The 23,264-nt window shown below is 66.0% G+C and carries 19 protein-coding genes; 6 read left to right on the top strand and 13 right to left on the bottom strand.

The genetic code is table 11. The features are described 5' to 3' along the window. Position 1: 1 nt before the first annotated feature. The 4 genes from MTR65_RS11700 to MTR65_RS11685 all read right to left on the bottom strand — a co-directional run bounded on the left by MTR65_RS11700 (position 2) and on the right by MTR65_RS11685 (position 5,518). Positions 2 to 787, bottom strand: a complete 786-nt coding sequence (locus MTR65_RS11700) for a glutaminyl-peptide cyclotransferase (protein ID WP_243800333.1) — start codon at positions 785 to 787, stop codon at positions 2 to 4. A gap of 48 nt (positions 788 to 835) precedes the next feature. After that, a complete protein-coding gene (locus MTR65_RS11695) occupies positions 836 to 2,161 on the bottom strand; it encodes a serine hydrolase (RefSeq protein ID WP_243800331.1) in 1,326 nt (441 codons plus the stop codon). 78 nt (positions 2,162 to 2,239) lie between these two features. Beyond that, positions 2,240 to 3,367, bottom strand: a complete 1,128-nt coding sequence (locus MTR65_RS11690; RefSeq protein WP_243800329.1) for a mechanosensitive ion channel family protein — start codon at positions 3,365 to 3,367, stop codon at positions 2,240 to 2,242. 87 nt (positions 3,368 to 3,454) lie between these two features. Beyond that, entirely contained in the window at positions 3,455 to 5,518 is a 2,064-nt protein-coding gene (locus tag MTR65_RS11685) for a S46 family peptidase (protein ID WP_243800327.1), read from the bottom strand. Between the two features lie 238 nt (positions 5,519 to 5,756). Here MTR65_RS11685 and MTR65_RS11680 point away from each other — a divergent pair, with 238 nt between their 5' ends. Together MTR65_RS11680 and MTR65_RS11675 are read left to right on the top strand one after the other, a co-directional pair. Next, positions 5,757 to 7,652 (top strand): M3 family oligoendopeptidase, encoded by a 1,896-nt coding sequence (locus tag MTR65_RS11680; protein ID WP_243800325.1) that lies wholly within the window; start codon positions 5,757 to 5,759, stop codon positions 7,650 to 7,652. Positions 7,653 to 7,730: 78 nt separating this feature from the next. Further along, positions 7,731 to 8,582 (top strand): sulfurtransferase, encoded by an 852-nt coding sequence (locus MTR65_RS11675; protein WP_243800323.1) that lies wholly within the window; start codon positions 7,731 to 7,733, stop codon positions 8,580 to 8,582. 143 nt (positions 8,583 to 8,725) lie between these two features. On the opposite strand, the gene MTR65_RS11670 is transcribed toward MTR65_RS11675, so the two are convergent. The 8 genes from MTR65_RS11670 to hisS form a co-directional block, all read right to left on the bottom strand. Beyond that, positions 8,726 to 9,361 (bottom strand): glutathione S-transferase, encoded by a 636-nt coding sequence (locus MTR65_RS11670; RefSeq protein ID WP_327194330.1) that lies wholly within the window; start codon positions 9,359 to 9,361, stop codon positions 8,726 to 8,728. Further along, positions 9,358 to 10,377, bottom strand: coding sequence for an oxygen-dependent tRNA uridine(34) hydroxylase TrhO (gene trhO / locus MTR65_RS11665; protein WP_243800321.1), 1,020 nt, complete (start codon positions 10,375 to 10,377; stop codon positions 9,358 to 9,360). Before trhO ends, MTR65_RS11670 begins: the two co-directional genes overlap by 4 nt. A 130-nt stretch (positions 10,378 to 10,507) precedes the next feature. Beyond that, on the bottom strand, positions 10,508 to 11,722 hold the full coding sequence (gene metK / locus MTR65_RS11660; protein WP_243800319.1) for a methionine adenosyltransferase: 1,215 nt from the start codon (positions 11,720 to 11,722) through the stop codon (positions 10,508 to 10,510). A 45-nt stretch (positions 11,723 to 11,767) separates the two neighbouring features. After that, positions 11,768 to 13,444: an apolipoprotein N-acyltransferase gene (lnt, locus tag MTR65_RS11655; protein ID WP_243800317.1), complete on the bottom strand. Its 1,677-nt coding sequence runs from the start codon at positions 13,442 to 13,444 to the stop codon at positions 11,768 to 11,770. Between the two features lie 133 nt (positions 13,445 to 13,577). Then, positions 13,578 to 14,459 carry a DUF4167 domain-containing protein gene (locus tag MTR65_RS11650; RefSeq protein ID WP_268739390.1) on the bottom strand — a complete coding sequence of 294 codons (882 nt, stop codon included), beginning with the start codon at positions 14,457 to 14,459 and terminating at the stop codon, positions 13,578 to 13,580. 244 nt (positions 14,460 to 14,703) lie between these two features. After that, positions 14,704 to 15,552, bottom strand: coding sequence for a peptide chain release factor N(5)-glutamine methyltransferase (prmC, locus tag MTR65_RS11645; protein WP_243800312.1), 849 nt, complete (start codon positions 15,550 to 15,552; stop codon positions 14,704 to 14,706). Further along, complete coding sequence (prfA, locus tag MTR65_RS11640; protein ID WP_243800310.1) at positions 15,545 to 16,615, bottom strand: peptide chain release factor 1; 1,071 nt, start codon at positions 16,613 to 16,615, stop codon at positions 15,545 to 15,547. Before prfA ends, prmC begins: the two co-directional genes overlap by 8 nt. Before the next feature lie 28 nt (positions 16,616 to 16,643). Continuing rightward, a complete protein-coding gene (hisS, locus tag MTR65_RS11635; RefSeq protein ID WP_243800307.1) occupies positions 16,644 to 17,888 on the bottom strand; it encodes a histidine--tRNA ligase in 1,245 nt (414 codons plus the stop codon). Between the two features lie 102 nt (positions 17,889 to 17,990). Here hisS and MTR65_RS11630 point away from each other — a divergent pair, with 102 nt between their 5' ends. Next, on the top strand, positions 17,991 to 19,943 hold the full coding sequence (locus tag MTR65_RS11630) for a M61 family metallopeptidase (protein WP_243800305.1): 1,953 nt from the start codon (positions 17,991 to 17,993) through the stop codon (positions 19,941 to 19,943). 198 nt (positions 19,944 to 20,141) lie between these two features. Then, positions 20,142 to 20,684: an inorganic diphosphatase gene (ppa, locus tag MTR65_RS11625; protein ID WP_243800303.1), complete on the top strand. Its 543-nt coding sequence runs from the start codon at positions 20,142 to 20,144 to the stop codon at positions 20,682 to 20,684. 123 nt (positions 20,685 to 20,807) lie between these two features. Here ppa and MTR65_RS11620 read toward each other — a convergent pair whose 3' ends face one another. Next, positions 20,808 to 21,134 carry a WYL domain-containing protein gene (locus tag MTR65_RS11620; RefSeq protein WP_039389215.1) on the bottom strand — a complete coding sequence of 109 codons (327 nt, stop codon included), beginning with the start codon at positions 21,132 to 21,134 and terminating at the stop codon, positions 20,808 to 20,810. Between the two features lie 516 nt (positions 21,135 to 21,650). Between MTR65_RS11620 and MTR65_RS11615 the strand changes: the two genes are divergently transcribed. After that, on the top strand, positions 21,651 to 22,589 hold the full coding sequence (locus MTR65_RS11615) for a PAS domain-containing protein (RefSeq protein ID WP_243800301.1): 939 nt from the start codon (positions 21,651 to 21,653) through the stop codon (positions 22,587 to 22,589). 159 nt (positions 22,590 to 22,748) lie between these two features. After that, the gene (locus MTR65_RS11610; protein ID WP_243800299.1) at positions 22,749 to 23,117 is read left to right on the top strand and encodes a roadblock/LC7 domain-containing protein; all 369 of its coding nucleotides are present in this window, start codon (positions 22,749 to 22,751) and stop codon (positions 23,115 to 23,117) included. The last annotated feature ends 147 nt before the right edge of the window (positions 23,118 to 23,264 follow it).

The following is a 23,264-nucleotide window of genomic DNA, read 5'->3' as shown; positions in this document are numbered from 1 at the left end:
TTCACGGACAGTCCGGCGTGATCTGGTAGAGCGTGTCCCAGTTCTTGCCCGTCACGAAGATGCGGTCCTTCTTCGCGTCCCAGGCGATACCGTTGAGGACATCGTCGGCGGTGCGTGCGCCGCTCTTCGCGGTAAGGCCGGAGAGGTCCACCCAACTTTTCACGACGCCTGTTTCAGGATCTATGCGGGCGATCCGCTCGGACATCCAGACGTTTGCCCAGATCTCTCCGTCGATCCATTCCAGCTCGTTGAGCCGTGCGACCGGGCGTCCTTCGTCGGTCACCTCGAGCGTGCCGGTCGACGCGAAGGTTTCCGGATCGCGCAAGGTGAGGCGGCTGGATCCGTTGCTCTGGTAGATCGTGTCTTCGTGGATGGTAAGGCCCCAGCCCTCGCCTGTGACGGGGAAGAGCTTGATGGGTTTGAGCGTCGTGCGGTCCCAGCGATAGGCCATGCCGTCGCGCCAGGTGAGGCTGATGACCTGGTCGCCCCAGGCAACGCTTCCTTCGCCGAAGAAGGTCGGGTCAAGGGCGCCTTCGACGAGCGGGGTCGTGCTTTGCAAGGTGCGCTTGAAGACGCGCGACTGACCTTTGCGGCCTGTGCTTTCGTAGAGAACACCGTCGGCGAAGAAGAGCCCTTGCGTGAAGGCTTCGGGATCGTGGGGGAAGCTCTCCTCGATCGTGAAGCCGCAGACAGGGGCGGGAGCCGCCTCGGCGCCGCAGCCGCTGGCGAGCGGAAGGAGGGCAAGGGCGAGAAGGAAGGCTCTGGGAGCACGCGGGAAACCGGACATGATCCTGTGCTGCCTAAGCCCCTGACCTTGCGCAAGGCTGAATTGCAATCAGTCTTTGATTGCCAGTTCGAGTGCGCGCGTCAACAAGGCGTGGAAGCGCGCTTCGTCCACGCCCGCGCGCGGATTGTTGAGGCTGGCTGTCACCACCATCCAGCGCCCGGCCCGATCTTCGAGCAGGACGGTCATGTTGAGGACGCCGGGTTCCGATCCGCCCTTGAAGCCGGCGTAGGATACCTCTCCTGCCAAGCTCGCCGCAGGGCCCGGATTGAGTGCGAGGATGCGCAGCGCCTCCTGGCCGTTCACGCTGTCCTTGCGCCCCTTGAACCAGCGCATCGCGCGCGCGAGGTCAGCGGGCGAGGCGAACCATTCCAGGCGCTCGATCATGACGGGGCGCCCGTCGGCGAAGAGATCGCCCACCGCGCGGCCGGGCATATTGGCGACGTCGCCTACGAGCATGGCGCGCCGTCCTTCGGTGTCTTGCGCCAGGTAGCGTCGGCCCAAGGCGCCCCCCTCGACGCCTTTCAGCTTGAAGGCTTCCATTGTCGAGAGGAAGGGTATGTTGCGGGCGCCATGGGCGAACCCGATGCGGGCCTGCATGGCCTCGATGCGGGTGCGGCCAAGTTCGGTGAGGAGCACGTCGGTTGCGGAATTGTCGCTCACCCGGATCATCTCCTCGGCGAGCAGGCGCAGTGAAACCTGCGTGCCCGGCGGCATGGCGCGAAAGCCCCCTGCGGGAAGTTCCCTGCCCCCCAGCGTGATCGTGTCGGACCATTCGCGCAGGCCGTTGTCGATCTCGCGCACCAGTTCGGCCAGAATCACCAGCTTGAAGGCCGAGCCAATGGCGAGCGGACGCTCGCCGCGCAGCGCCGCGGCGGGGCTGTCCTCCTCCAGATCCTGTACGAGGAAGCCTGCCTTGCCGGGTGCGGCGGCAAAGGCCGCGGCCACATCGTCAAGGCTGGCAAGCCCGGCAATGTCGGTGGGCATGATGCCGGTCACCCGTAGTCCGGTGACCTGGCCCGGGGCCTGGGGGGAAAGCGCGATCCAGGCCCGCGCCGTCCCCTTTGCAAAAGTGAGGCGAAGGGTGGCCTCGCGCTCGCCGATCGGTGTCAGGCTTTCGATACCTGTCGCTGTGCCAAGCTGGCGTTGGAGCGAGGCGATGAGGGCCTGCATCTGCGCGTCGGGCACGGCCTTGCGAAAGGAAGGTGCGAAGGTCGTAGCGGGATCACCGCCGCCGCTCAGGATGGTGAGGATTTCCGCGCTGCGCTGGCGCAGTTCGTCCGAAACCGGGACATCGTCCGCAGCGCTGGTCACATTGAGCGGGGCGCTCGCCAGAAGGGCGAGACCCGCTGCGGCCCGCAAGGCCTTTCGTGCCATTTGCCACATTGCCGCTCCCCTTTCGCGCACGGGGCAGCATGCCGGGAACGTCGCTATCTGGCAAATAGGGGAAAGACCCTACTGTGCGGCCATCTGCGCCATGGCCTCGCCTGAGGGCGCGCCGAGCGGGGTCGTCTCGACCGGCCCGACGGGCAGCAGGCGGCTGCGCATGATGGCTTCGGGCATCTCGGCGGCGAGCCACTGGATCAGGGCTTCGCGCACATCGCAGCGCAGGTCGAAGAGGGTGGGGCTGTCCTTGGCCGTCACCAGGAAGCGCACCTCGATGGCATCGCGGGTCAACTCGGTAATCTGCATATGGCGCACCCGGCCGTCCCAGCGCTCGTTCGCCGCGACGATCTCCAGGAACTTCTCCCGGATCGGGTCGAGCGGGGTCGCCGGGTCTACGTAGAGCAGGATCGTGCCCATCAGTTGGGACGTGGTCTTGGTCCAGTTCTGGAAGATCTCCTCCAGGAACTTGTTGGTCGGGACGACCAGACGCCGCTCGTCCCAGACCTTGACCACGACGTAGGTGGTCTTGATCTCCTCGATCCAGCCCCATTCGCCGCCCACGATCACGGCATCGCCGATCACGACGGGTTCGGTCAGCGCCATCTGGAAGCCGGAAATCAGCGCTTTCAGAGCCGGCTGCGCGGCGGCGCCAACGGCAAGGGCGGCAAGACCCGCCGAGGCCATCAGCGTCACGCCGATGTCGCGCACGCCGGGAATGGAGAGCAGCATCAGTCCGATGGTCAGGAATACGATCACGAAGGTCGCGATGCGCCCGAAGATGGTGAGCCGCGTGCGGCGGCGGCGGTTGCGGCGGTTGTCCGCCATCGAGATGTCCGCGCGCAGCACCATGGCCTCGACGAAGGCGTTGAGGATCGCCAGCGCCATCCAGCCCACCATGAGCGGCATGACCAGCCCACCGATCCGCTCCCACATGGCTTCGAGCGCGGGCGTCTCGCGCGCGGCGAGTACAAGCGCGAGGGAGACCAGCGCCCAGCGGCTGGGCCGGGCGAGGCGTTTGACCACCAGGTTGTCGGAATCGCTCTCGCTCGCCTTGGCAAAACGCCGAAGCAGCCGGAACAGCAGGGCGTGGATGAAGAGCGCGACCGCAACCGCGAAAACGGCCACGATGACAGCGACGATCGTTTGTTGCAGCCAATTCGGCAGCTCACCGATCAGGTCCTGGAGCAAGTCGGTCATGGAGATGAAACTATGCTGCAGCGCAGCGGTTGCAAGCGCGAAGGGGCTCCTCGATGAAATCCGCCCCTGCGCGCCTGCATTATCGTCCTACTTTGCGGCCAGTTCCTTCACGATGCGGGGGGCCGGGTAGATGGTCTCCAGCGCCTCCTGGAGCGCGGCGGTGGAGACGACGACGGTGCGGTTGAGCACCGGATCATAGCCGTAGTTGCCGCCCAGCGAGTGGATGTTGCCGTCAAAGGCCGCACCGATCACGGTGCCTGCCTTGTCGATCACCGGGGAACCCGAATTGCCGCCGATGATGTCGTTGGTGGTCACGAAATCATAGGTCACAGCCTTGTCGATGGCGCTTTCCTTCGCCGCGAACTGGCTTGGAAGGTCGAAAGGTTCGGCGCCCGTCGCACGTTCGAAGGTGCCGCCCATGGTGGTTTGGAAGGGCACTTCGTTGCCACGCTCGGTCCAGCCCTTCACGCGGCCATAGCTGATGCGCAGGGTGAAGGTGGCGTCGGGGTAGAGGCTGTCGCCATAGGCGTCAAAGCGCGCGTCGGCGAGCTTGGCCCCGGCCTGCGTGACCGGCCCGGCATAGGCCTCGTCGACCTTCTGCTTGAGCGCGCGCTGGTTGGCGTCCAGTTTCAGGGCGTACTGGATCATCGGATCGTCCGAGGCCTCGATCGCGGCGAGGCCCCCGTCCCACAGCTGCTTGCGGTACGTCGGATCGGCGAGCTTCGTGCCTGTGACGAGACGCTCCGACAGGCCCTCGGGGCTTTCCTTGCCAAGGAGCAAACGGGTCTGCGGATCATCGACCCCCAGGTATTCGCGCGCCTTGGAGAGGCTCCAGGCCATCTGCAACTCGTCGAGCCAGGGGTAGACCGGCGCTTCGTCGAGCAGGCGCTTCTCGGTCAGCGGCAGGGCGCTGTCGGTGTAGCCGGGGAGGCGCTCGGCATTGGGCTTGGCGCGTTCGGTCGCCCCCATGACGAGGGCCTGCGCGTAGCTGTAGAGCGTGCCCGAGGGCGCATCGTAGCGGTAGGGGATGTAGAGCGTGCGGTAGGCCTCGACCGCGGCGTCCACCTGCGCCCAGGGATCGCCGATCTCGGCGTTGCTGGCGCTCTTGGCCTTCAGGTCCGCTTCGGCCGCGGCCAGCTTGGCGGTGAAGGCGGGGTCGTTCAGGGCCTTGGTGCGGCCGATGTAGACCTTGAGGCTGTTTTCGACGCCGCTCAGGAGGTCGAGGCCCTCGCGCGCGTGCTCGGGGCTTTCCTCCATCGCGCGGATCAGGCGGCCGCGCAGCTCCGAAAGCGTGGCGACGGTGATCGGTAGGCGCACCTCGCGCTCGAAGGCGAGCTGGCTCAGCGTATAGAGGCGCGAGGTCGAACCCGGGTTGCCGACCACGAAGGTGGCTTCGTCCGCCTGGGGCGTGCGCGGGTTCCAGGTGAGGTGGGCGCGCGTCTTCACCGGCTTGCCGTCCTCGTAGGCGCGCAGGAACGAGCCATCGAGCGAATAGCGCGGGAAATTGAAGTTGTCGGGATCGCCGCCGAAGGTGGCCGCACGGTCCTCCGGCGACCAGACGAGGCGTACGTCGGAATACTTGCGGTAGGTATAGAGCTTGTACTGCCCGCCGCCGAACAGGGTGACGACCTGGCAGCGGAATTTCGCCGTGTCGGTGCAGTTGGCCGCCTCGATCTCGGCGATCTTCGCATCGCGCGCCTTGGTCAGCGCCTCGCCGGTAAGGGCGCCGATGGCCGCCTTCACATCGCCCGTCACATCCTCGATCTTGGTCACGACTTCGGCCTGCTGGCCCGGGCACTTCTTTTCATCGCGCAGCGACGCGGCGATGAAGCCGTGTTCAAGCAGGTCGTTGTCGCCCGTCGAGTTGTCGTAGAGGCACGAGGCGACGCAGTGGTGGTTGGTGAGGATGAGTGCGGCATCCGAGACAAAGCTTGCCGAGCAGCCACCGGTAAGGCGCACGGCCGAGGCGCGCACGGTGTCCAGCCAGGCCTGGTCGGGGGCCCAGCCATAGTCGGCCTGCATCTTTTCGGCGGGGAATCCATCGAAAGTCCACATGCCCTCGTCGGCGTGGGCGATGGTCGACGTGGTGGCGAAAAGCAGCGCCAGCGTGGCGGCGCCAACGGCGTGTAGCGATGGAGTGCGAGCGATCATGACAGGGGTCCTCCTCCTGGGAATGTCCCGGATTTCCCCAAGGAACGACGCCAAGTCCAGCGCAAAGCGCACGAGGGGCGGGGATAAGGATACAGTATCACCTGCCCTTCGACGAAATGCCCACCCGGATCGACCAACGACACACCATGGCTTGTATCCGCGTCGCGAGGCGGTAGCCTCCCGCGCCAGGCCGTGCTTCCCCCATTCTCAAGTCGCGGCAGGAAAAGGATTCTCCGCGATGATCGCACTCGACCGCCGCAAGGCCCTGGGGCTTGCCGCCAGCCTTCCCGTTGCCGCCTCGCTGACCGGCCTTGGCGCGTCCGGTGCGCATGGGGCGGAGGTCCCCTCAGGATCGGGCGCCGGTTCTGGCGCAAGTTGGGACCTGACCGACCTCTTCCCGGATACCCAGGCCTGGGATGCCGCGCGCAAGGCCGTGCTGGCTGCCCTGCCGCGCCTCTCTGCCTACAAGGGGACGCTGGGGACGAGCGCGCAGGCGCTGGCGCGTGCGCTGGACGATATCTCGATGATCAAGCTCAAGGCGATGCGCGTCTACGTCTATTCCTCGCTCCAGGCCGACGAGGACGTGCGCGCGCCCGCCCCGCAGGAACGCGAGGCGCAGGCGCGCGACATGTTCAGCCAGATGGGGCAGGCAACGGCCTGGGTGGACCCGGAGGTCCTGGACCTGGGCGAGGAGACCATCGAGCGCTTCATTGCCGAAAACGAAACGCTCACGCGCCGCTTTGCCTTCCCCTTGCGCGATACCCTGCGCCGCGCCGAGCATATTCTCGACGATCAGGGCGAGGCGATCCTGGCCTCGGCTTCGGCAGCATTGGCAGGGCCGGGCAGTGTGCGCGACCAGCTTGTCGCCTCGGACATTCCCTGGCCCACGATCACGCTTTCGGATGGGCGCGAGGTGCGCCTGGACGCGCAAGGCTATTCGCATAGCCGCGACGCCGATAACCGGGCCGACCGCAAGCGCGTCTTCGACAGCTACTGGAGCGCGTTCAAGGGCTATGAAGGCTCGCTTGGCGCGGCGCTTGCCGCCAAGCTCAAGGGCGATGTGTTCGAGGCCGAGAACCGGGGCTACGAGAGCTGCCTTGCCATGGCGCTTGCCGCCAACCGTATTCCCGAAGGGGTCTACCGCAGCCTCGTGGCCGAAGTGAACGCAGGCCTGCCGCAGCTCCACCGCTATTTCCAGCTGCGCCGCCGGATGCTCAAGCTGCCCGACATCCACTACTACGACATCTATCCCCCGCTGGTGCAGATGGACCGGACCTTCACGCTGGGCGACATGCGCAATGTTGCTTTGGACGCGCTCAAGCCGCTGGGCCGCGACTACGTGCGGCTGATGGGTGAGGCGACGGCGAAGAAGTGGATGGATCCCTTCCCCCGGCCGGGCAAGCGCGCGGGCGCCTACATGAACGGGGCGGTCTACGACGTGCACCCCTATCTCCTCCTCAACCTCTCGGAGAGCTTCGACGGCGTCTCGACGTTCGTGCACGAGTGGGGCCACGCGATGCACACGCTGATCGCGGCCAAGGCCCAGCCCTATGAGACCGCCCGCTACCCCACCTTCCTCGCCGAGATCGCCTCGACCGCGAACGAGGTGTTCCTGACCGAGTACATGCTCGAACGCGCGAAGACGAAGGAGGAGAAGCTCTATTACCTTGGCATGCGCCTGGAAGGCCTGCGCGGTACCTTCTACCGCCAGACCATGTTCGCCGAGTTCGAACTGAAGATCCACGAGATGGCCGAGGCGGGCGAAGGGCTTTCGGGCGCCAGCATCAGCCGCGTCTATGGCGAGATCCTGAGGCGCTACCACGGCGCCGATTTCATCATCGATGCGCCCTACGAGATGGAATGGGCGATGATCGGCCACTTCTACCGCTTCTTCTATGTCTACCAGTACGCGACCTCGATCACGGCGGGGACCTGGTTCGCGCGCTCGGTGCTCGATGGCGGCACGGCTGAGCGGGAAAATTTCCTCGGCGTTCTGCGCGCCGGGGGCTCGGACTACCCGACCGATATCCTGAAGCGCGCCGGGCTCGATATGGCTTCGCCCCAGCCCTATCGCGACCTGGTGGCCGGGTTCGGGCAGACCCTGGACGAAATCGAGGCGCTTCTGGACGCCTGAGCGTATGGGCCGGGCGGCTGGTGGCGGGCGCGTGCAATCGCGCTGGCCGCAGGCTCCCGGCTCGGGTAGCCTGCGGGAATGACCCACCGCACACTTATTTCCGCCGATGAACTCAAGGCCTTGCTCGATGCCGAGGCCGATATCCTCATCCTCGACTGCGCGTTCGATCTCGCCCATCCACAGAACGGTCCGGCGGTGTTCGAGACCGGCCATGTGCCCGGCGCGCGTCACGCACATCTGGAGCATGACCTGTCGGGAACGCCGTCTGGCACCAACGGACGGCATCCCTTGCCCACGCGCGAGGCCTTCGCCGCGTGGCTGCGCGGGCAGGGTCTCTCCAACGGCCAGCAGGTCGTGACCTACGGCGGCATGGGTAACGCGGGTGCAGCGCGGGCCTGGTGGATGCTGCGCTGGATGGGCCACGCCGAAGTCGCGGTTCTCGACGGCGGGCGCGATGCCTGGATCGCGGCGGGCCACGAGCTGGAAACGGGCAAGGCCGCCGATGTACGGGCCGAGGGCGATTTCACGGCGGGCGTGCCGCTGGTGGCTGGCACCGTCGATGCGGACGATGTCCTTGCCAACATCGACACGCACGATGCCCAGATCCTCGACGCCCGCGACCCGGCGCGCTTTCGCGGCGAGCCTAGCCCCAACGATGTAGTCTCGGGCCATATTCCGGGCGCGAAGAACCGCTTCTTTCAGAACAACCTCAATGACGACGGGACCTTCCGCCCGGCGTCCGAACTCAAGGCCGATTTCGAGGCGCTGCTGGGCGATGCCCCGGCGATCCTCCAGTGCGGCTCGGGCGTGACTGCCTGCCAGAATGCGCTGGCCATGGAGATCGCCGGAATTCCGGGCGCTTTCGTCTTCATCGGATCGTGGAGTGAGTGGACCAGCGATCCGGCGCGTCCCATCGCGACAGGCGCGTAAGAGAAGAAGACTTTTTCAAGGGGCCATCGCCCCTTGCCCCCAGAATGGGCGGCCTCACCTTCCACAGCCAACGTGGCGTGGCAAGGTAAGGCAGACAGTTCGGGGAGCCCGAGGGCAATGGCCCTCGGATCAATCCTTCGTACCTATTTTCCGAACCACACCGGCGCATCGCCCGGCTGCCAGGGCGTGTACTTGGGCATCACCGAGGTGAAGAGCTCGGATGCCAGATGTCCGTCGAGCCAGGCGCGCAGGGCGGGAAGGTCCTGGGCATCGAACCAGGCGCGGTCGGTCGCGGCGAACTGGCGGATGAAGGGCATGATCGCCATGTCGGCCAGGCCACGGCGATCTCCGCACAGCTGGCCGCTCAGCGCAATGCGCGCGTCAAGATCGCGCAGGGTTTCCAGCGCGCCTTGGCGGTGGACCTCCGGATCGCTGCCGTGGCGCTCGGGGTACTTGTAGCGGTCGAGGTCGTGCTTGAAGGGGCCGTCGTTGCGCGCGATGAGCTGGGCATCGCCGCGTTCCAGCCAGCCTTCGGGATCGCTGCGTTCGAGCGCCCAGTGCATCACCTCGAGGCTTTCCTCAACGACCTTGCCATCGGGCAGGACCAGCACGGGCACGGTGCCCTTGGGCGAGGCCTCCAGCATGGCGTCCGGCTTGTTCGCCAGCTTCACCTCGCGCAGTTCGCAGGCGATGCCGGCGACGCGCAGCGCCAGTCTTGCGCGCATGGCATAGGGACAGCGGCGGAAGCTGTAGAGGACAGGCGGGACGGGACTGGTCACGCCGCGTCCGGCGTATCGGTGTCCTCGCTCCGGGACGGCGGCGCGGCGCCGACATGTTCCTCCCCGCGCGCCCGGGCGAGGATCTGCTGGCGCTGGCGTTCGCGGTAGCGTTCGCGCTGCTCGTCGGTGCGCTCGTCGTGGCAGTGCGGGCAGGCGACGCCTTCCTCGAACAGCGGGGAGGCGCGGTCCTCGGCGCTCAGCGGCAGGCGGCAGGCGTGGCACAGCGTGTAGTCGCCCTGCAGCAGCCCGTGGCCGACCGAGACGCGGTTGTCGAAGACGAAGCATTCGCCTTCCCACAGGCTGTTTTCGGGTGCGACGGTCTCCAGGTATTTCAGGATGCCGCCCTTGAGGTGGTAGACCTCGTCCACGCCCTCCTGCTTGAGGAACGCGGTCGACTTTTCGCAGCGGATGCCGCCTGTGCAGAACATGGCCACCTTCGGTGCGTCCTTGCCTTCGCCCAGGAGCTTGGCGCGCTGTTCGCGAAACCAGCCCGGAAATTCGCGGAAGGAAGCGGTCTCGGGATCGATCGCGCCCTTGAAGGTGCCGATCGCCACTTCGTAATCGTTGCGCGTGTCGATCAGGATCGTGTCCGGATCGGAAATGAGATCGTTCCAGTCCTCGGGCGCCACGTAGGTGCCGACGGAGGCGAGGGGATCGGTGCCCGGCTCGCCCATGGTCACGATCTCGTTCTTGAGGCGCACCTTCATGCGCAGGAACGGCATCTCGCGCGCGCCCGAGAACTTGACGTCGAGATCCGCGCAGCCCGGCAGCGCGCGGATATGGGCAATGACCCGCTCGATGCCGGAACGCGTACCCGCAATGGTGCCGTTGATGCCTTCGTGCGCGAGCAGCAACGTGCCGCGAATGCCCTCCTCCTCACACAGCGCGGCAAGCGGTGCGCGCAGGGCGGCATAATCGGCAAAGGGCGCGAACCGGTAGAGCGCGGCGACGCAGACCGGCGCGTTGTGCGCGGCGGCGGGTAGCTCGCGCTGGGAAAGATCGGAAGTGCTCGTCATGCGCGGCTCCATAGCGCAAAGCGGGCCCTGCGCGAAGAGGGCGCCCTGTCGCGGACGCCAGATGCACGAGGCCCGGCAAACCGCACGCGGTCGCCGGGCCCTGTAGTGTGTCGCGTGAAGGCGGCTGGCGTTATGCGAGCGCGGCCTTCAGATCGTCGATGAGGTCGGTGCGCTCCCAGGGGAACAGCTCGCCCTCGGGCTTGCGGCCGAAGTGGCCATAGGCCGCCGAAGTCGCGTAGATCGGCTTGTTGAGGCCCAGGCCCACGCGGATGCCACGCGGGGTAAGGCCGCCCAGCTTGTCGGCCGATACCTTGGTGAGCGCGGCTTCCAGCGCCTCTTCGGAGACGGTGCCGGTCCCGTGCAGGTCGACATAGAGCGAGAGCGGCTTGGAGACGCCGATCGCATAGGAAACCTGGATCGTGCAGCGCTTGGCAAGGCCCGCGGCCACGACGTTCTTGGCGAGATAGCGCGTCACGTAGGCGGCCGAACGGTCGACCTTCGTCGGGTCCTTGCCCGAGAAGGCGCCGCCGCCGTGCGGGGCCGCACCGCCGTACGTGTCGACGATGATCTTGCGGCCGGTGAGGCCAGCGTCGCCGTCCGGGCCGCCGATCTCGAAGGTGCCGGTCGGGTTGATGTGGTAGACGGTCTCGTCCGAGATCAGGCCGTCGGGCAGGATGTCGGAGATGACCTTCTTCACGTAGGCCTTGAGCTCGGCTTCCTTGTCGCCCTGGTCATAACCCGGCTTGTGCTGGGTCGAGAGGACAACTGCGGTCGCGGCGACGGGCTTGCCGTCCTTGTAGCGCAGCGTGACCTGGCTCTTGGCGTCCGGTTCCAGGAAGGGCGCGGCGCCCGAGTGGCGGTCGGCCGAAAGCTGCTGCAGGATCTTGTGGCTGTAGTCGAGCGTGGCGGGCATGAGATCGTCGGTCTCGTCGCAGGCGAAGCCGAACATGATGCCCTGGTCGCCAGCACCTTCGTCCTTGTTGCCGCTCGAATCGACACCCTGCGCAATGTGCGCGGACTGAGCGTGGAGGTAGTTCTCGAAGTCGAAGGTCTCCCAGTGGAAACCGTCCTGCTCGTACCCGATCTTCTTGACGGTCTCGCGCACGACCTTCTCGATTTCCTCGAGAGCGCCGTCAGCCCAGGCGCCGTTCTCATAGACGCCCTTGCAGCGGATCTCGCCGGCGAGGACGACCTTCTGGGTCGTGGTCATGGTCTCGCAGGCGACGCGCGCCTCGGGATCCTTCGACAGGAAAAGGTCGACGATTGCGTCCGAAATCTGGTCCGAAACCTTGTCGGGATGGCCTTCCGAGACGCTCTCGGATGTGAAGACATAGTCGCTACGCATAGAGTCACCTGGGATATAAAGAAATCTTTAAGTGCGGTTCCTGCTCTACCTGCGACGGCTGCGAAGTGCAACCATGGAAAGGGAAAGAAGCGAAAGAATGCCTGCCAGCGCGAGTGGGATGGCGTTGCCCAGGCGTGCAAAAAGCGTGGGTTCGTGGGCGGGCGGGATGAAGCCGTCGAGCCGTCCGGCGGTGTGGCGCGGCACGAATTTGCGCACGATGCCGTCCGCGTCGATCACCGCGCTGATGCCGGTGGTGGTCGCACGCAGGACGGGGAGACCTTCCTCGAGCGCGCGCAAGCGTGCCTGCGCCAGATGCTGGGGCGGGCCCCAGGCGCCGAACCAGCCATCGTTGGACGGGTTGAAGATGTAGTCGGGCCGGTGTGCAGGATCCACCACGGCGCCCGAGAAGACGATCTCGTAGCAGATCTGCACGCCCGCCCGTCCGTACCGGCCAAGGTCCAGCGTGCGGGCGCCGGGACCGGGCCAGAAATCGAGCGTGCCGGGGACGAGGCGGGAGAGACCGATCGGCTCGAGCAGGCCGCGCAAGGGGAGGTATTCGCCAAAGGGCACCAGGTGCGCCTTGGAGTAGCTGGCGAGGATATCGCCGCCCCCGTCGAGCACGGTGACCGAATTGCGCGCAGCGAGGTTGTCCTCGCCCTTCATCACCAGGTCGACCGCGCCGGTCATCAGGCGGCTGTAAGGGCCGATGACGCGCCCGATACGCTCGCGCGAGAGCTTTGGGTCTCCGGCATAGGTGAACATGCGGTAGACGTAGGGGGGATAGCCGTCGCGGATGTAATCGCCCAGGCCCGACTCGGGCCAGAAGACCATGCGGCGGCGGCCGGGGACCTGCGGCAGCGAGAGCCGGGCAAGCTTGATGAAGCTGGCCTCGAACTGGCGGGGATCGTCGATGAACTCCTGCCGGATATCGGGCTGGACGAGGGTGTAGCGCACCGTGCCCTCCGCCTGGCGCGCCCAGGGATCGGCGAGACTGAGCAGCGTGGCGAGCGCGCCCAGGCTCGCGAGGGGAAGAAGGGCGCAGGCCATGCGTCCCGCTGTTCCGCGCGGCGCAGCGAGCCGCACAAAGATGCCGGGCAGGGCGGCCAGGAGACACAGCAGGCCGGAGAGGCCGTAGCTGCCGATCCACGGCGAGAGCAGCGCCAGCCCGCGGCTCTCGAACGATCCCAGGAGGGCAATGCCGAGCGGGTTCCAGGCAAAGCCGGTGAAGAGCCAGCCGCGCAGCCATTCGGTCATGATCCAGGTCGCGGCGAGGGCGAGCGCCAGTGGGAGGAAGGGCAGCGAGGGCCGCGTGTCCGTTTCGGGTGGCGGCGCGGGGATGCGGCGCTGGACGAGCAGGCGCGCGGTCAGGCAGGCGAGAGCCGGGAAGAGGGCCAGGTAGGTCGCGAGCAGGACCACCGCGATGCCGCCGAGCCAGGCGGGCATGTTGGCCTGGTAGGTGAAGGCCGTGGCGATCCAGTTGTTACCAAGGGCGAAGTGCCCGAGGCCGAAGAACCAGCCCAGCGCAAAGGCTTCGCGGGGCCTTCGGCTACGGGCAAGCAGCTCCAGGAGAACCGCGATGCCCAAGAGCGTCAGGGGCCAGAGCGCAAGCGGCTGGAAGCCGCAGGCGGCCGCGGCGCCCGCGGCAAGGGCCGGAATGCGGGGGGAGCGCCAGAGCGCATGAAGGCGTCGTGGAGAGGACGCGTCGTGCCGAGGGGAAGCCATCGGCGAGGGGTTTTAGTGGGGCACGCCCGGGACGCAAGCAAACTCGCGCGGGATCAGGCCGCAAGGCGTTCGTCTAAGCAGGGCTTTTGCCGAAAAGGGGTTCGGCCGGGCACGAGGCCCGGCCGGGAAAGGATCAGGCCTCGGCTTCGGCGGCGCTGGAGGCCGTGTCGTCGTTCGAGGCGGTCTTGCGGGTGGTGCGGCGGCGGGGGCGGGGCTTGGCCTCGCCTGCGTCGTCACCGGCCGCTTCGCCAGCGCCTTCCGCGTCGGGCGCGCTCTTGGCGGCCGTCTTGCGGGTGCGGGTGGTCTTGGGCTTGTCGCCGGCCGGAGCGGCCTTCTTGGCGCGGGTGCGCTTGGCGGGCTTGTCCTCGGCAGGGGCCTGGTCTTCCGCGTCGTTCTCTTCGCCACTTACGGCGATGGAGGGCGGAAGGACGCTGGAATCGAAGCCGGTGTCCGCACTCGTTTCGTCGCTGTCGTCGCGGGCATCGTCCTTGCCGCGGCGCGGCTTGCGGGTCTTGGTGCCCGAGCGGTTGTCGCGCACGAAGGGGTTGTCGGCCGGTTCGTAGACCGAGCGGCCCCGCTCCTCGCCGTCGTCCGACGTGTCCGATCCGTCCGAGCTGGTGCGGGTGTCGTTCGCGGAGGCGTCGCTACGGCGCGGGTTGTCGCGCGAGCGCTCACGGCCACTGTCACGGCCGCTGTCACGACCATTGTCGCCGTAGCTGTCCGAGGAATCGCCGTCGTCCTGGCCACGATCGTCGCGACGCGGCTGGCGGGCCTCTTCCTGGCGCTGCTTCTGGTCCGCGATCACCCGGAAGTAGTGGTCCGCGAACTGATGGTAGTACTCTTCCTGGACGCGATCTCCGTTGAGCATCGCGTCGTGGGCCAGCTTCTTGTACTTCTCGAGCAGCTGGGGCGCGTTGCCGCGCGCCCGGCTGTCGATGCGGTTCATCTGCTGGCCGTTCTGTTGGCGATTGTTACCGCGGCCACGCCTGCGGTTGTTACCACGATTGTTATTCAAGGATAACTTTCCTCAAAACCCCTGGCATCCACTCAATCACGAGCTGGATTGCCGAATGTCGCATGACACGGCGGGCCCCCCGGCTGCCGAGACTTATACATTTGCTTCAATGCTGTCCGATGAGAGGGACACTACCCGCAAATGCTGGGAGTGAACCGGGTTATGGGGAAAAATCATCCATCAACCGGTTCGCAGCAATCCATAGGCACTCCGAAGAGCGATTCCAAGTTAAATCTTGCCCGCATCAGTGGACAACGTGCGAAAATGCGACGACGCGCGGCCGATTTGCCAGATCTCGATAGAGTCGTGTCGAAAGATTTACCGCTTCCCCAAGGGCCATTACGGCCTCGGACTGGGTGTAGCCGATCTCGACGAGCGCAAGGCCGCCCGGGGTGAGCAGCTCGGGCAACTGGGGCACGAGTATACGGTAATCATCGAGTCCGTCAGGACCCGAGAAAAGCGCGCCTGCAGGTTCGAACGCATGGACCGAGGTGTCGAGCTCGGCGTCGTCCTCGACATAGGGTGGGTTGGCAAGGATAAGGTCGAAACGCCCCAGGTCCGTGCGCCAATCGTCGCGCGTCCAGTCGACCGGGCGAAATGCTGCGCGTGTCCCGGCGGCTTGCGGGTGGCGCGCGGCGTTGGCCGCCGCCACGGCCAGCGCATCGCCGGAGCGATCGATGCCAAGGCCCTCGGCTTCGGGAAAGAGCGAAAGCGCCGCGATGAGCAGCGCGCCCGATCCGGTGCCAAGGTCGAGAATGCGCTGTGGGGGACGACCTTCAAGCGCCGTGCGCGCGGCCTCGATCACCGTCTCGCTGTCGCCGCGCGGGATCAGGACGGCGGGGGAGACGGCGAGCTCCAACCCATAGAAATCGGTCGATCCCACGATGTAGGCGACCGGCTCATGGGCCTCCCGGCGCGCGATGAGCTGGGCAAAGCTCTCAGGCTCGGGATCGCGCATGTGGTGCAGGAGCAGCTGCGAGCGCGTGGCGTTCAAGGCGTGGGCCATGAGCACTTCGGCGTCGAGCCGGGCGGTGTCGCTGGTGGCGGCCAAGCGCTCGGTTGCCGCGCGCAGCGCGGCCGCGACATCAGCCATCCATTGCGGCGAGGCGCTTGGCTTCGTCCTCAGCGATGAGAGCGTCGATCAGCTCACCAAGCCCTGTGCCTTCCAGCACTTCGGGCAGGCGGTGGAGCGTCAGGTTGATGCGGTGATCGGTCACGCGCCCCTGCGGGAAGTTGTAGGTGCGGATGCGCTCCGAACGGTCGCCCGAGCCGACCATGGCCTTGCGCGCCTCGGCCTCGGCGCCTTGCGCTTCATCGCGCATCTTCTCGTAGAGACGTGCGCGCAGGACCTGCATGGCCTTGGCCTTGTTCTTGTGCTGCGAGCGCTCGTCCTGGCAGGTGACCACGATGTCGGTCGGAAGGTGGGTGATACGCACGGCCGAATCGGTGGTGTTGACGTGCTGGCCGCCCGCCCCGCTTGCCCGGTAGATGTCGATCTTGAGGTCCTTGTCCTCGATCTGGACATCGACCTCGGTGGGTTCGGGAAGCACCGCGACGGTGGCCGCCGAAGTGTGGATGCGCCCGCCCGATTCGGTGACGGGTACGCGCTGCACGCGGTGCACCCCACTCTCGAACTTGAGCTTGGCAAAGACGCCCGTGCCCGTGACATTGGCGACGACTTCCTTGAAGCCGCCAACATCGCTGGCGTTCGCGCTCACCATCTCGACCCGCCAGCCCTGCTCGGCGGCGTATTTCTCGTACATGCGGTAAAGGTCGGCGGCGAACAGCGCCGCCTCGTCGCCGCCCGTGCCCGCGCGGATTTCCAGCATGGCGGGGCGCTGGTCGGCGGAATCGCGCGGCAGCATGGCAATGGCGAGCTGGCGCTCGCGCTCGGGCAATTCTTCCTTGAGACGCGCGACTTCCTCGGCGGCCAGCGCGCGCATCTCGGGGTCGCTGTCCTCCATGGATTGGAGATCGGCGAGCTCGCCGCGCATGGCCGCGACTTCGGCCGCGACGCGCGCAACAGGTTCCAGTTCCGCGTAGTCGCGGCTGGCGGCGACAAAGGCGTCCCCTTCCAGCGTGCCCGAGGCCAGGCGCGCCTCAAGCTCGCCGAAGCGGTGCGCGATCTGGCGCAGGCGGTCGTCGGACAGGCTCATGCGCGTTCGCTCAAGAGTGGCCGGGGGCTCACGGGTGGATCTGCTGGAGAACCTGCTCGACCGCGAGCGATTCCGCGCTCGGCTCGGAGGTCTTCACGTTCGCCGTGGGCACGCCGTCGCGGTTGGTGAAGGAGACAATCACTCGCGCGCCTGCCTTCACGGCCTTGTCGTAGCGCTTGCGGGGCGAGCCGCTGGCGATCATCTCGCAGTCGATACCCTGGAAGCGCAGCGCGGTGATGGCCTTCTGCGCGAAGGGCAGGGCGGCATCGTCCTCGACCGCGAGCACGCAGGTGAGCTGGCTCTCGGGGACAAGTCCGGTGTCCGCGACGAGCATGGCGAGGCGCTCGATGCCCGCGGCCCAGCCCACCGCAGGGGTGGCGGGGCCGCCCAGCGCTTCGAGCAGGCCGTCATAACGTCCGCCGCCCAGCACGGTCCCCTGCGCGCCGAGGCGGTCGGTCACGAACTCGAAGGCGGTGTGGCGGTAGTAGTCGAGCCCGCGCACGAGCGAGGGCGTGCGCACGAAGCGGACCGAGGCGGCCTCAAGCCCCTGCGTGACCGCGCCGAAGAAATCCTGGGCCGAGCTGGAGAGGAACTCGTCGATTCGGGGCGCATCGGCGGTGAAGGGCTTGTCACGCGGGTCCTTGGAATCAAGGATGCGCAAGGGGTTACGCTCCAGACGCTCCTGCGAATCCTCGGACAACTCGGCGCGGTGGTCGCGGAAGTATTCGATGAGAGCCGTGCGCCAGGCCTCGCGGCTTTCGCCATCGCCCAGCGTGTTGAGCTGGAGCGTGACGCCCTCGGCGATGCCCAGTTCCTTGAGGAGCTGGTCCGCCATGACGAGGAGTTCGACATCGACCGTGGGTTCGGCCGCGCCGATCACTTCGGCGTCAATCTGGTGGAACTGGCGGTAGCGGCCCTTCTGCGGGCGCTCGTAGCGGAAGAGGGGGCCGTGCGTCGCGATCTTGAGCGGGGCAAATTGCTTCCACCCGTTGGTGAGGTAGGCGCGGGCGAGGCCTGCGGTGAACTCGGGGCGCAGGGTCAGCGATTCGCCGCCACGGTCGTCGAACGAGTACATTTCCTTGGAGACGACGTCGGTCGTCTCGCCCAGCGAGCGGGCGAACACCGGGGTCTTCTCGAAGACCGGCATTTCCACGCGGTGGAAGCGGTACAGGCGGCGCATGCGCTCGAAGGTTGCAACGACGTGGGCGAACGCTTCGGCGTCGGCGCCGAAGATGTCCTGGGTTCCGCGAATGGCCTGTGGTGTCTTGCTCATCGCGCGCGCTTAGCCCGAATGCGAAAAAGGATAAAGTGCGCGATTGAAATGCGCCAATCCAAGGTTGCCAATCGGCGCGCGGCGCGGGTAGGTGTGTGCGTAATGAAGTATCATACCGCGCTCGTCTCGCTCTCCGCTCTCCTTTTCGCCTCTTCGGCCCTCAACGCCCAGGACGCGGCCCGCTCCACGCCGATGGCACCGGACCTTCCGCCCGCGATGCCCGCGGCGCAGGATGTCGACTATGCCGGCACCGTCTCGCTCGACATCGATGCGACCGACGTAACGCGCGGCGTCTATTCGGTCACGCAGGTCTTCCCGGTTGCCGCCGGAACGAAGGACCTGATCCTGATGCAGCCGGGCTGGCTGCCGGGCAACCACTCCGAGACCGGTCCCTACTCGCTGCTGGCGAACTTCCACTTCTACGCCGATGGCAAGGAAATTTCCTGGGTGCGCGACACGGTGGCGGTGAACGCCTTCCACCTCGCGCTGCCTGAAGGCACCAAGGCGGTGACCGCCAGCTTCGTCCACACCTCGCCCGTGCGTGGGAACGAGGGGCGCATCACCATGACGCGCGAGATGCTGAACCTGCAGTGGGAGAAGATGAGCCTCTACCCGGCAGGCTATTACACCCGCCGCATTCCCTACAAGGCATCTGTCAAGGTGCCCGCAGGCTGGGACGTCTTCACCGCGCTCGACGGCAAGGTGCGTAGCGGCGACACGCTGACCTGGGACGTGACCGACTACCAGCGCCTCGTCGATTCGCCGATCTTTGCGGGCAAGTACGCGCAGAGCTGGGACCTGGGCCACGAGGTCACCATGAACGCGGTGGCCGACAAGCCCGAGCTCTTGGGCATCGCGCCCGAGCACATGGAATACTACCGCAACCTCGTCGACGAATCGCTGGCGACCTTCGGCGCGCGCCACTTCGACACATACGATTTCCTCCTCGCGCTGACCGACCGCATGGGCGGCATCGGGCTGGAGCACCACCGCTCGAGCGAGAACCAGTACGAGCCCAAGGCCTTCATTGACTGGGACGCGATGGACTGGGATCACAACGTGATCGCGCACGAGTTCGTGCACAGCTGGAACGGCAAGTACCGTCGCCCGGCGGACCTGTGGACGCCTGACTACCAGCAGCCCATGCAGAACACGCTGATGTGGGTCTACGAAGGTCAGACCCAGTTCTGGGGCTATATCCTCGCCGCCCGGTCGGGCGTGCAGTCCAAGCAGACCGTGATCGACCAGTTCGCGGTGGCTGCGGCCAAGTACCTCGAAGGTACGCCCGGGCGCAGCTGGCGCTCGGTCGAGGACACCACCCATGCGCCGCAGCTGGCGCGCCGTCGTCCCCTGCCGTTCGTCTCGCTCACCCGCAGCGAGGACTACTACGTTGAAGGTGCACTGACCTGGCTGGAAGCCGACCAGATCATCCGCAGCGGCACCAAGGGCAAGAAGGGCCTCGATGACTTCGCCAAGGCCTTCTTCGGCATGCGCGATGGCGACTGGGGCGAGCTGACCTACGATTTCGACGAAGTGGTCGAGACGCTGAACGGGGTCTACGCCTACGACTGGGCCGACTTCCTGAAGACCCGCCTTTACAAGACCAACCAGCCAGCCCCGATGCGCGGCATCGAGATGGCCGGTTACAAGCTGGTCTGGAAGGAAGAGCCCAACTCCTACGAGAAGGGCCGCGCCGGCTATTCCAACTCGCTCAACCTCACCTACTCGCTCGGCGTGGGGCTGAGCGCCGATGGTACGGTGGGGGCGACCTTGTGGGATTCGCCCGCCTTCGATGCGGGCCTCGTCAACGGCAGCCAGATCGTGGCCGTCAACGGCGAGAGCTACAGCGCCGACACGATCAAGAAGGCGATCACCGCGGCCAAGACCGGCAACGCGGCGGCCGACACGCCGATCGAACTTCTGGTCAAGCGCGGCGATCACTACGAGACGGTGGCGATCGACTACCACCAGGGCCTGCGCTTCCCCTGGCTGGAAAGCACCACGCCGGGCAAGGAAAACGGCTTTGACCGTCTGCTTGACGCCCGCACGCGCTGAAGCGTGATGCCGGGGCCTAGACCAAGGTCGGGTTCCAAGAGATATAAGCCAATTGTTAAGAGCGGGGGCCTTCTAGGCTCCCGCTCTATCCATTCGTGTGGATACAAGGTTGTTGCGGCCCACCCGGTGCCCCGCTAAGCCGCGTTCCACTGAGATTACTATCGATACTTTGTTAAGTGTCTAAGAAGAAGGACGACCATGCGCATCGACATGATTCCCGTTGGGGACAATCCGCCGGAAAGTCTCAACGTCGTCATTGAGGTTCCCGTCGGCGGTGAACCCGTGAAGTACGAGTTCGACAAGGAGTCGGGTGCTCTTTACGTCGACCGCATCCTGCACACGCCGATGCGCTACCCGGCCAACTACGGTTTCGTGCCGCACACGCTTTCGCCCGACGGCGATCCGCTCGACGCGCTGGTCGTCGCGCGCTCGCCCTTCATCCCGGGCTGCGTCGTGCGCGCGCGTCCGATCGCGGTGCTCAACCTCGAGGACGAGCATGGCGGTGACGAAAAGCTGCTGTGCGTACCGGTCGATTCAACTTTCCCTTACTATATCGACGTAAAGGAAAAGGCAGATCTTCCCGAGATCCTGCTGGCCCAGATCGAGCACTTCTTTACGCACTACAAGGACCTCGAAAAGGAAAAGTGGGTGCGCGTGGGCACCTGGGGCGGCGCAGCCGATGCGCGCCAGATCGTGCTCGAAGCGATCGAACGCTATGAAGAGACGAAGGCCAAGGCCTGATTCGCTCTTTTACGAGGTCCACTCCCCCATGTGGAACGAGGGTCGGCGGCGCAAGTCGTCGACCCTTTGCATTTGGAGGAGACGCGTACCGGGGGAAGAAAGCGCGAGGCGGCTGCGTACCGCTCAGGCGGTGACGGTGAACACTTCCTCGTCGGTTTCGCGCGGCGGGGCCGGGTCGAAGTCGGGCAGAGGCTCGAACACCTCTTCGGTCACCAGGAGGTTGGAAAGCCCGTCAAGTTTGAAGTGCCCGAGGCGCCGCTCTTCCTCGCTGCGCCAGTTCTTGTTCGGGTTGAACGCGCTGAGGAACAGCTCGTCGTGGCGGCTGAACAGGCGGTGCGGGGCAAGCAGCATTTCGGTGCCGTTGTACTCGGCGCGGATGTGGCGCTTGAGGGCAATGGCCTCGATCAGCTTGCGCTCGTTCGTGGCGTCGGTCTGGGGTGCGGTCGGCATGGGGCGCCATAATGGGCAGGTATGGCCTGTGATACAAGCGGGAAAGGTGCTGCGAAGGCTGCAAGCGTGATGCCGTTTGCGGTACCCGGCGTGCGCGGTATGCACGTGGTCGCCGGGATTTGTGCAGGCGCGCAGTAAATGTATACGAATACAGTCTGTGTGACTTATTTACCGCAAAAATAACTCCGATTACGGAAGTAAATGCCTTCTAAAGCATCTGCTTAACGACTCCTTAGAGATTATTCCCGATACCCTGCGGCAACGCAGCGAGGAATCGGTGCGGGATGCACATGCCCGGGGGGTGTTTCACCCCGAGCGTGGCCGGATCTGGTCCGGCAGGCGGGGCCGCGTTGCGGTGAGCTGCCTGGTGATCTCGCGGATCTTCTTCGCGTCATGTTTGAACCCGATATCGCTTTTGGACGGGACACCACATGGCAGGAAATCGCGAGCCGTCCCCGGCTCTCGCCTGCCCGTGCTGGACGGTGCCGGAAGCGGGAGATGAAGTGCCGGCCAGTCATGACCGAGATCCAAGACCATACCGAGCGTCGCTTGCAGATTCAGGTCTACCAGGAGTGGGCGCGCGTGGCCAACGCCAAGCCGTTTCCCACGATGGAGGACATGGAGGAGGTCGCGCTCGAGGGGTTCCACGAGGACAGCGTGGTCCTGCAGATGACCGAGGACGCGATGGACCCCATCATCGCCTTCGTCGGGAGCAACCTGCGCCGTGACTGCGGGCAGGGCACGCGTATCGAGCGCCTGCCCGACGTGCCTGGACTGACGCTGCTCTCGCGCTTTACCGACACCTACCTGCAGTGCGTCGCGAACCGGGCCCCGGTCGGTTTCGAGGCCTCCTTCGTCAATTGCCTGAAGGAAAACGTGCACTACCGGGGTATCCTTCTGCCGATCTCGAGTGATGGGCAGAACGTCGATACCGTCTGGGGTGTGACCAGTAGCAAGAGCGAGCCCGCAGTGGACTTCGCCGCCATGGCCGAGGAACTCGAGCTCGTTGACGAGGTGCCCGCCGCGAAGCCTTGCAACGACAACGTCGCCGCGCACGGGGAGGAAGCCACGGCAACCCGGGTGCAGAGCGAAGAGGCGCAGCGTCTGGCGCAAGGGCTGGCCGCGTGCCGCGACATCGACGGCCTGGTCGGCCTCGCGCTGGTCGATATCGCCGATGGCGCTGTTGGCGCGCAGTTGGCCTGCGCGGGTGATTTCGACCTGGCTGGCGTTGCTGCCAGCGGTGCCGAACTCATCCGCCTCAAGCGCGAAGTCATCGCCCAGTGCGGCCTGGCCGAGCGCTTCGAGGAAGCGATCGTCACGACCCGGCGCCAGTTCTGGCTGCTGCAACCCCTGGATGGGGTGGAGGACCTGCTGGTGCTCGCCGCGCTCGACAGGGGCCGCGGCAACCTTGCCAACGCGCGGCGGCAACTGGGCCAGGCGCTCATGACAGGCTGATCCCAGGCCCCGCCCGACCTGCTGCTCGCGCGCACGTCCATCATTTTTTGATTTTTCCGAAGGGTACCTGGCGGTGCCGGGCTCCAGCAGGGGCTCTGCGTTCCGCCATCCTTCACACGTCTTTCCCAGCCCACATCTCAATCCAGAAAGGGATATCCTATGTCACTTGAAGCCAAGCTCAACGAATGCCTTGAAATCGATGGCGCAAAGGCCGTTGCGCTGGTCGATCTCGCCACCGGTATGGCGGTTGCGACCGCGGGCGATTCCAATGGTCTCGACCTCAACGTCGCGGCGGCGGGCAACACCAACGTGATGAAGGCCAAGCTTGCCACCATGCAGGAACTGGGTCTCAACGACGAAGTCGAGGACGTGCTCATTTCGCTCTCGAGCCAGTACCACATGATCCGCCCGCTCACCGACGATTCGGGCAAGGGCCTGTTCCTCTACCTCGTGCTCGACAAGGCCAAGGCGAACCTGGGCATGGCCCGCTTCAAGGTTTCGCGCATTGAGGCCGACCTCAAGGTCTGAGCCCAGGCATACGGTTGCGGGGCCCATAGCCCCGCTCTGCAAACCCCGGTCCACTTAAAGGTGGGCCGGGGTTTTGCACGTCTGGGACCTGGGAAATCTGCGTCCTGACCTCCGGATGATGAGAAAGTGCTACATTTTACAGCGCTT

This window comes from Novosphingobium mangrovi (genome assembly GCF_022818885.1).
GTDB lineage: Bacteria > Pseudomonadota > Alphaproteobacteria > Sphingomonadales > Sphingomonadaceae > Novosphingobium > Novosphingobium mangrovi.
The sequence above is the reverse complement of the archived record's forward strand: the minus strand, read 5'-3'. Positions and strand labels throughout refer to the sequence as shown.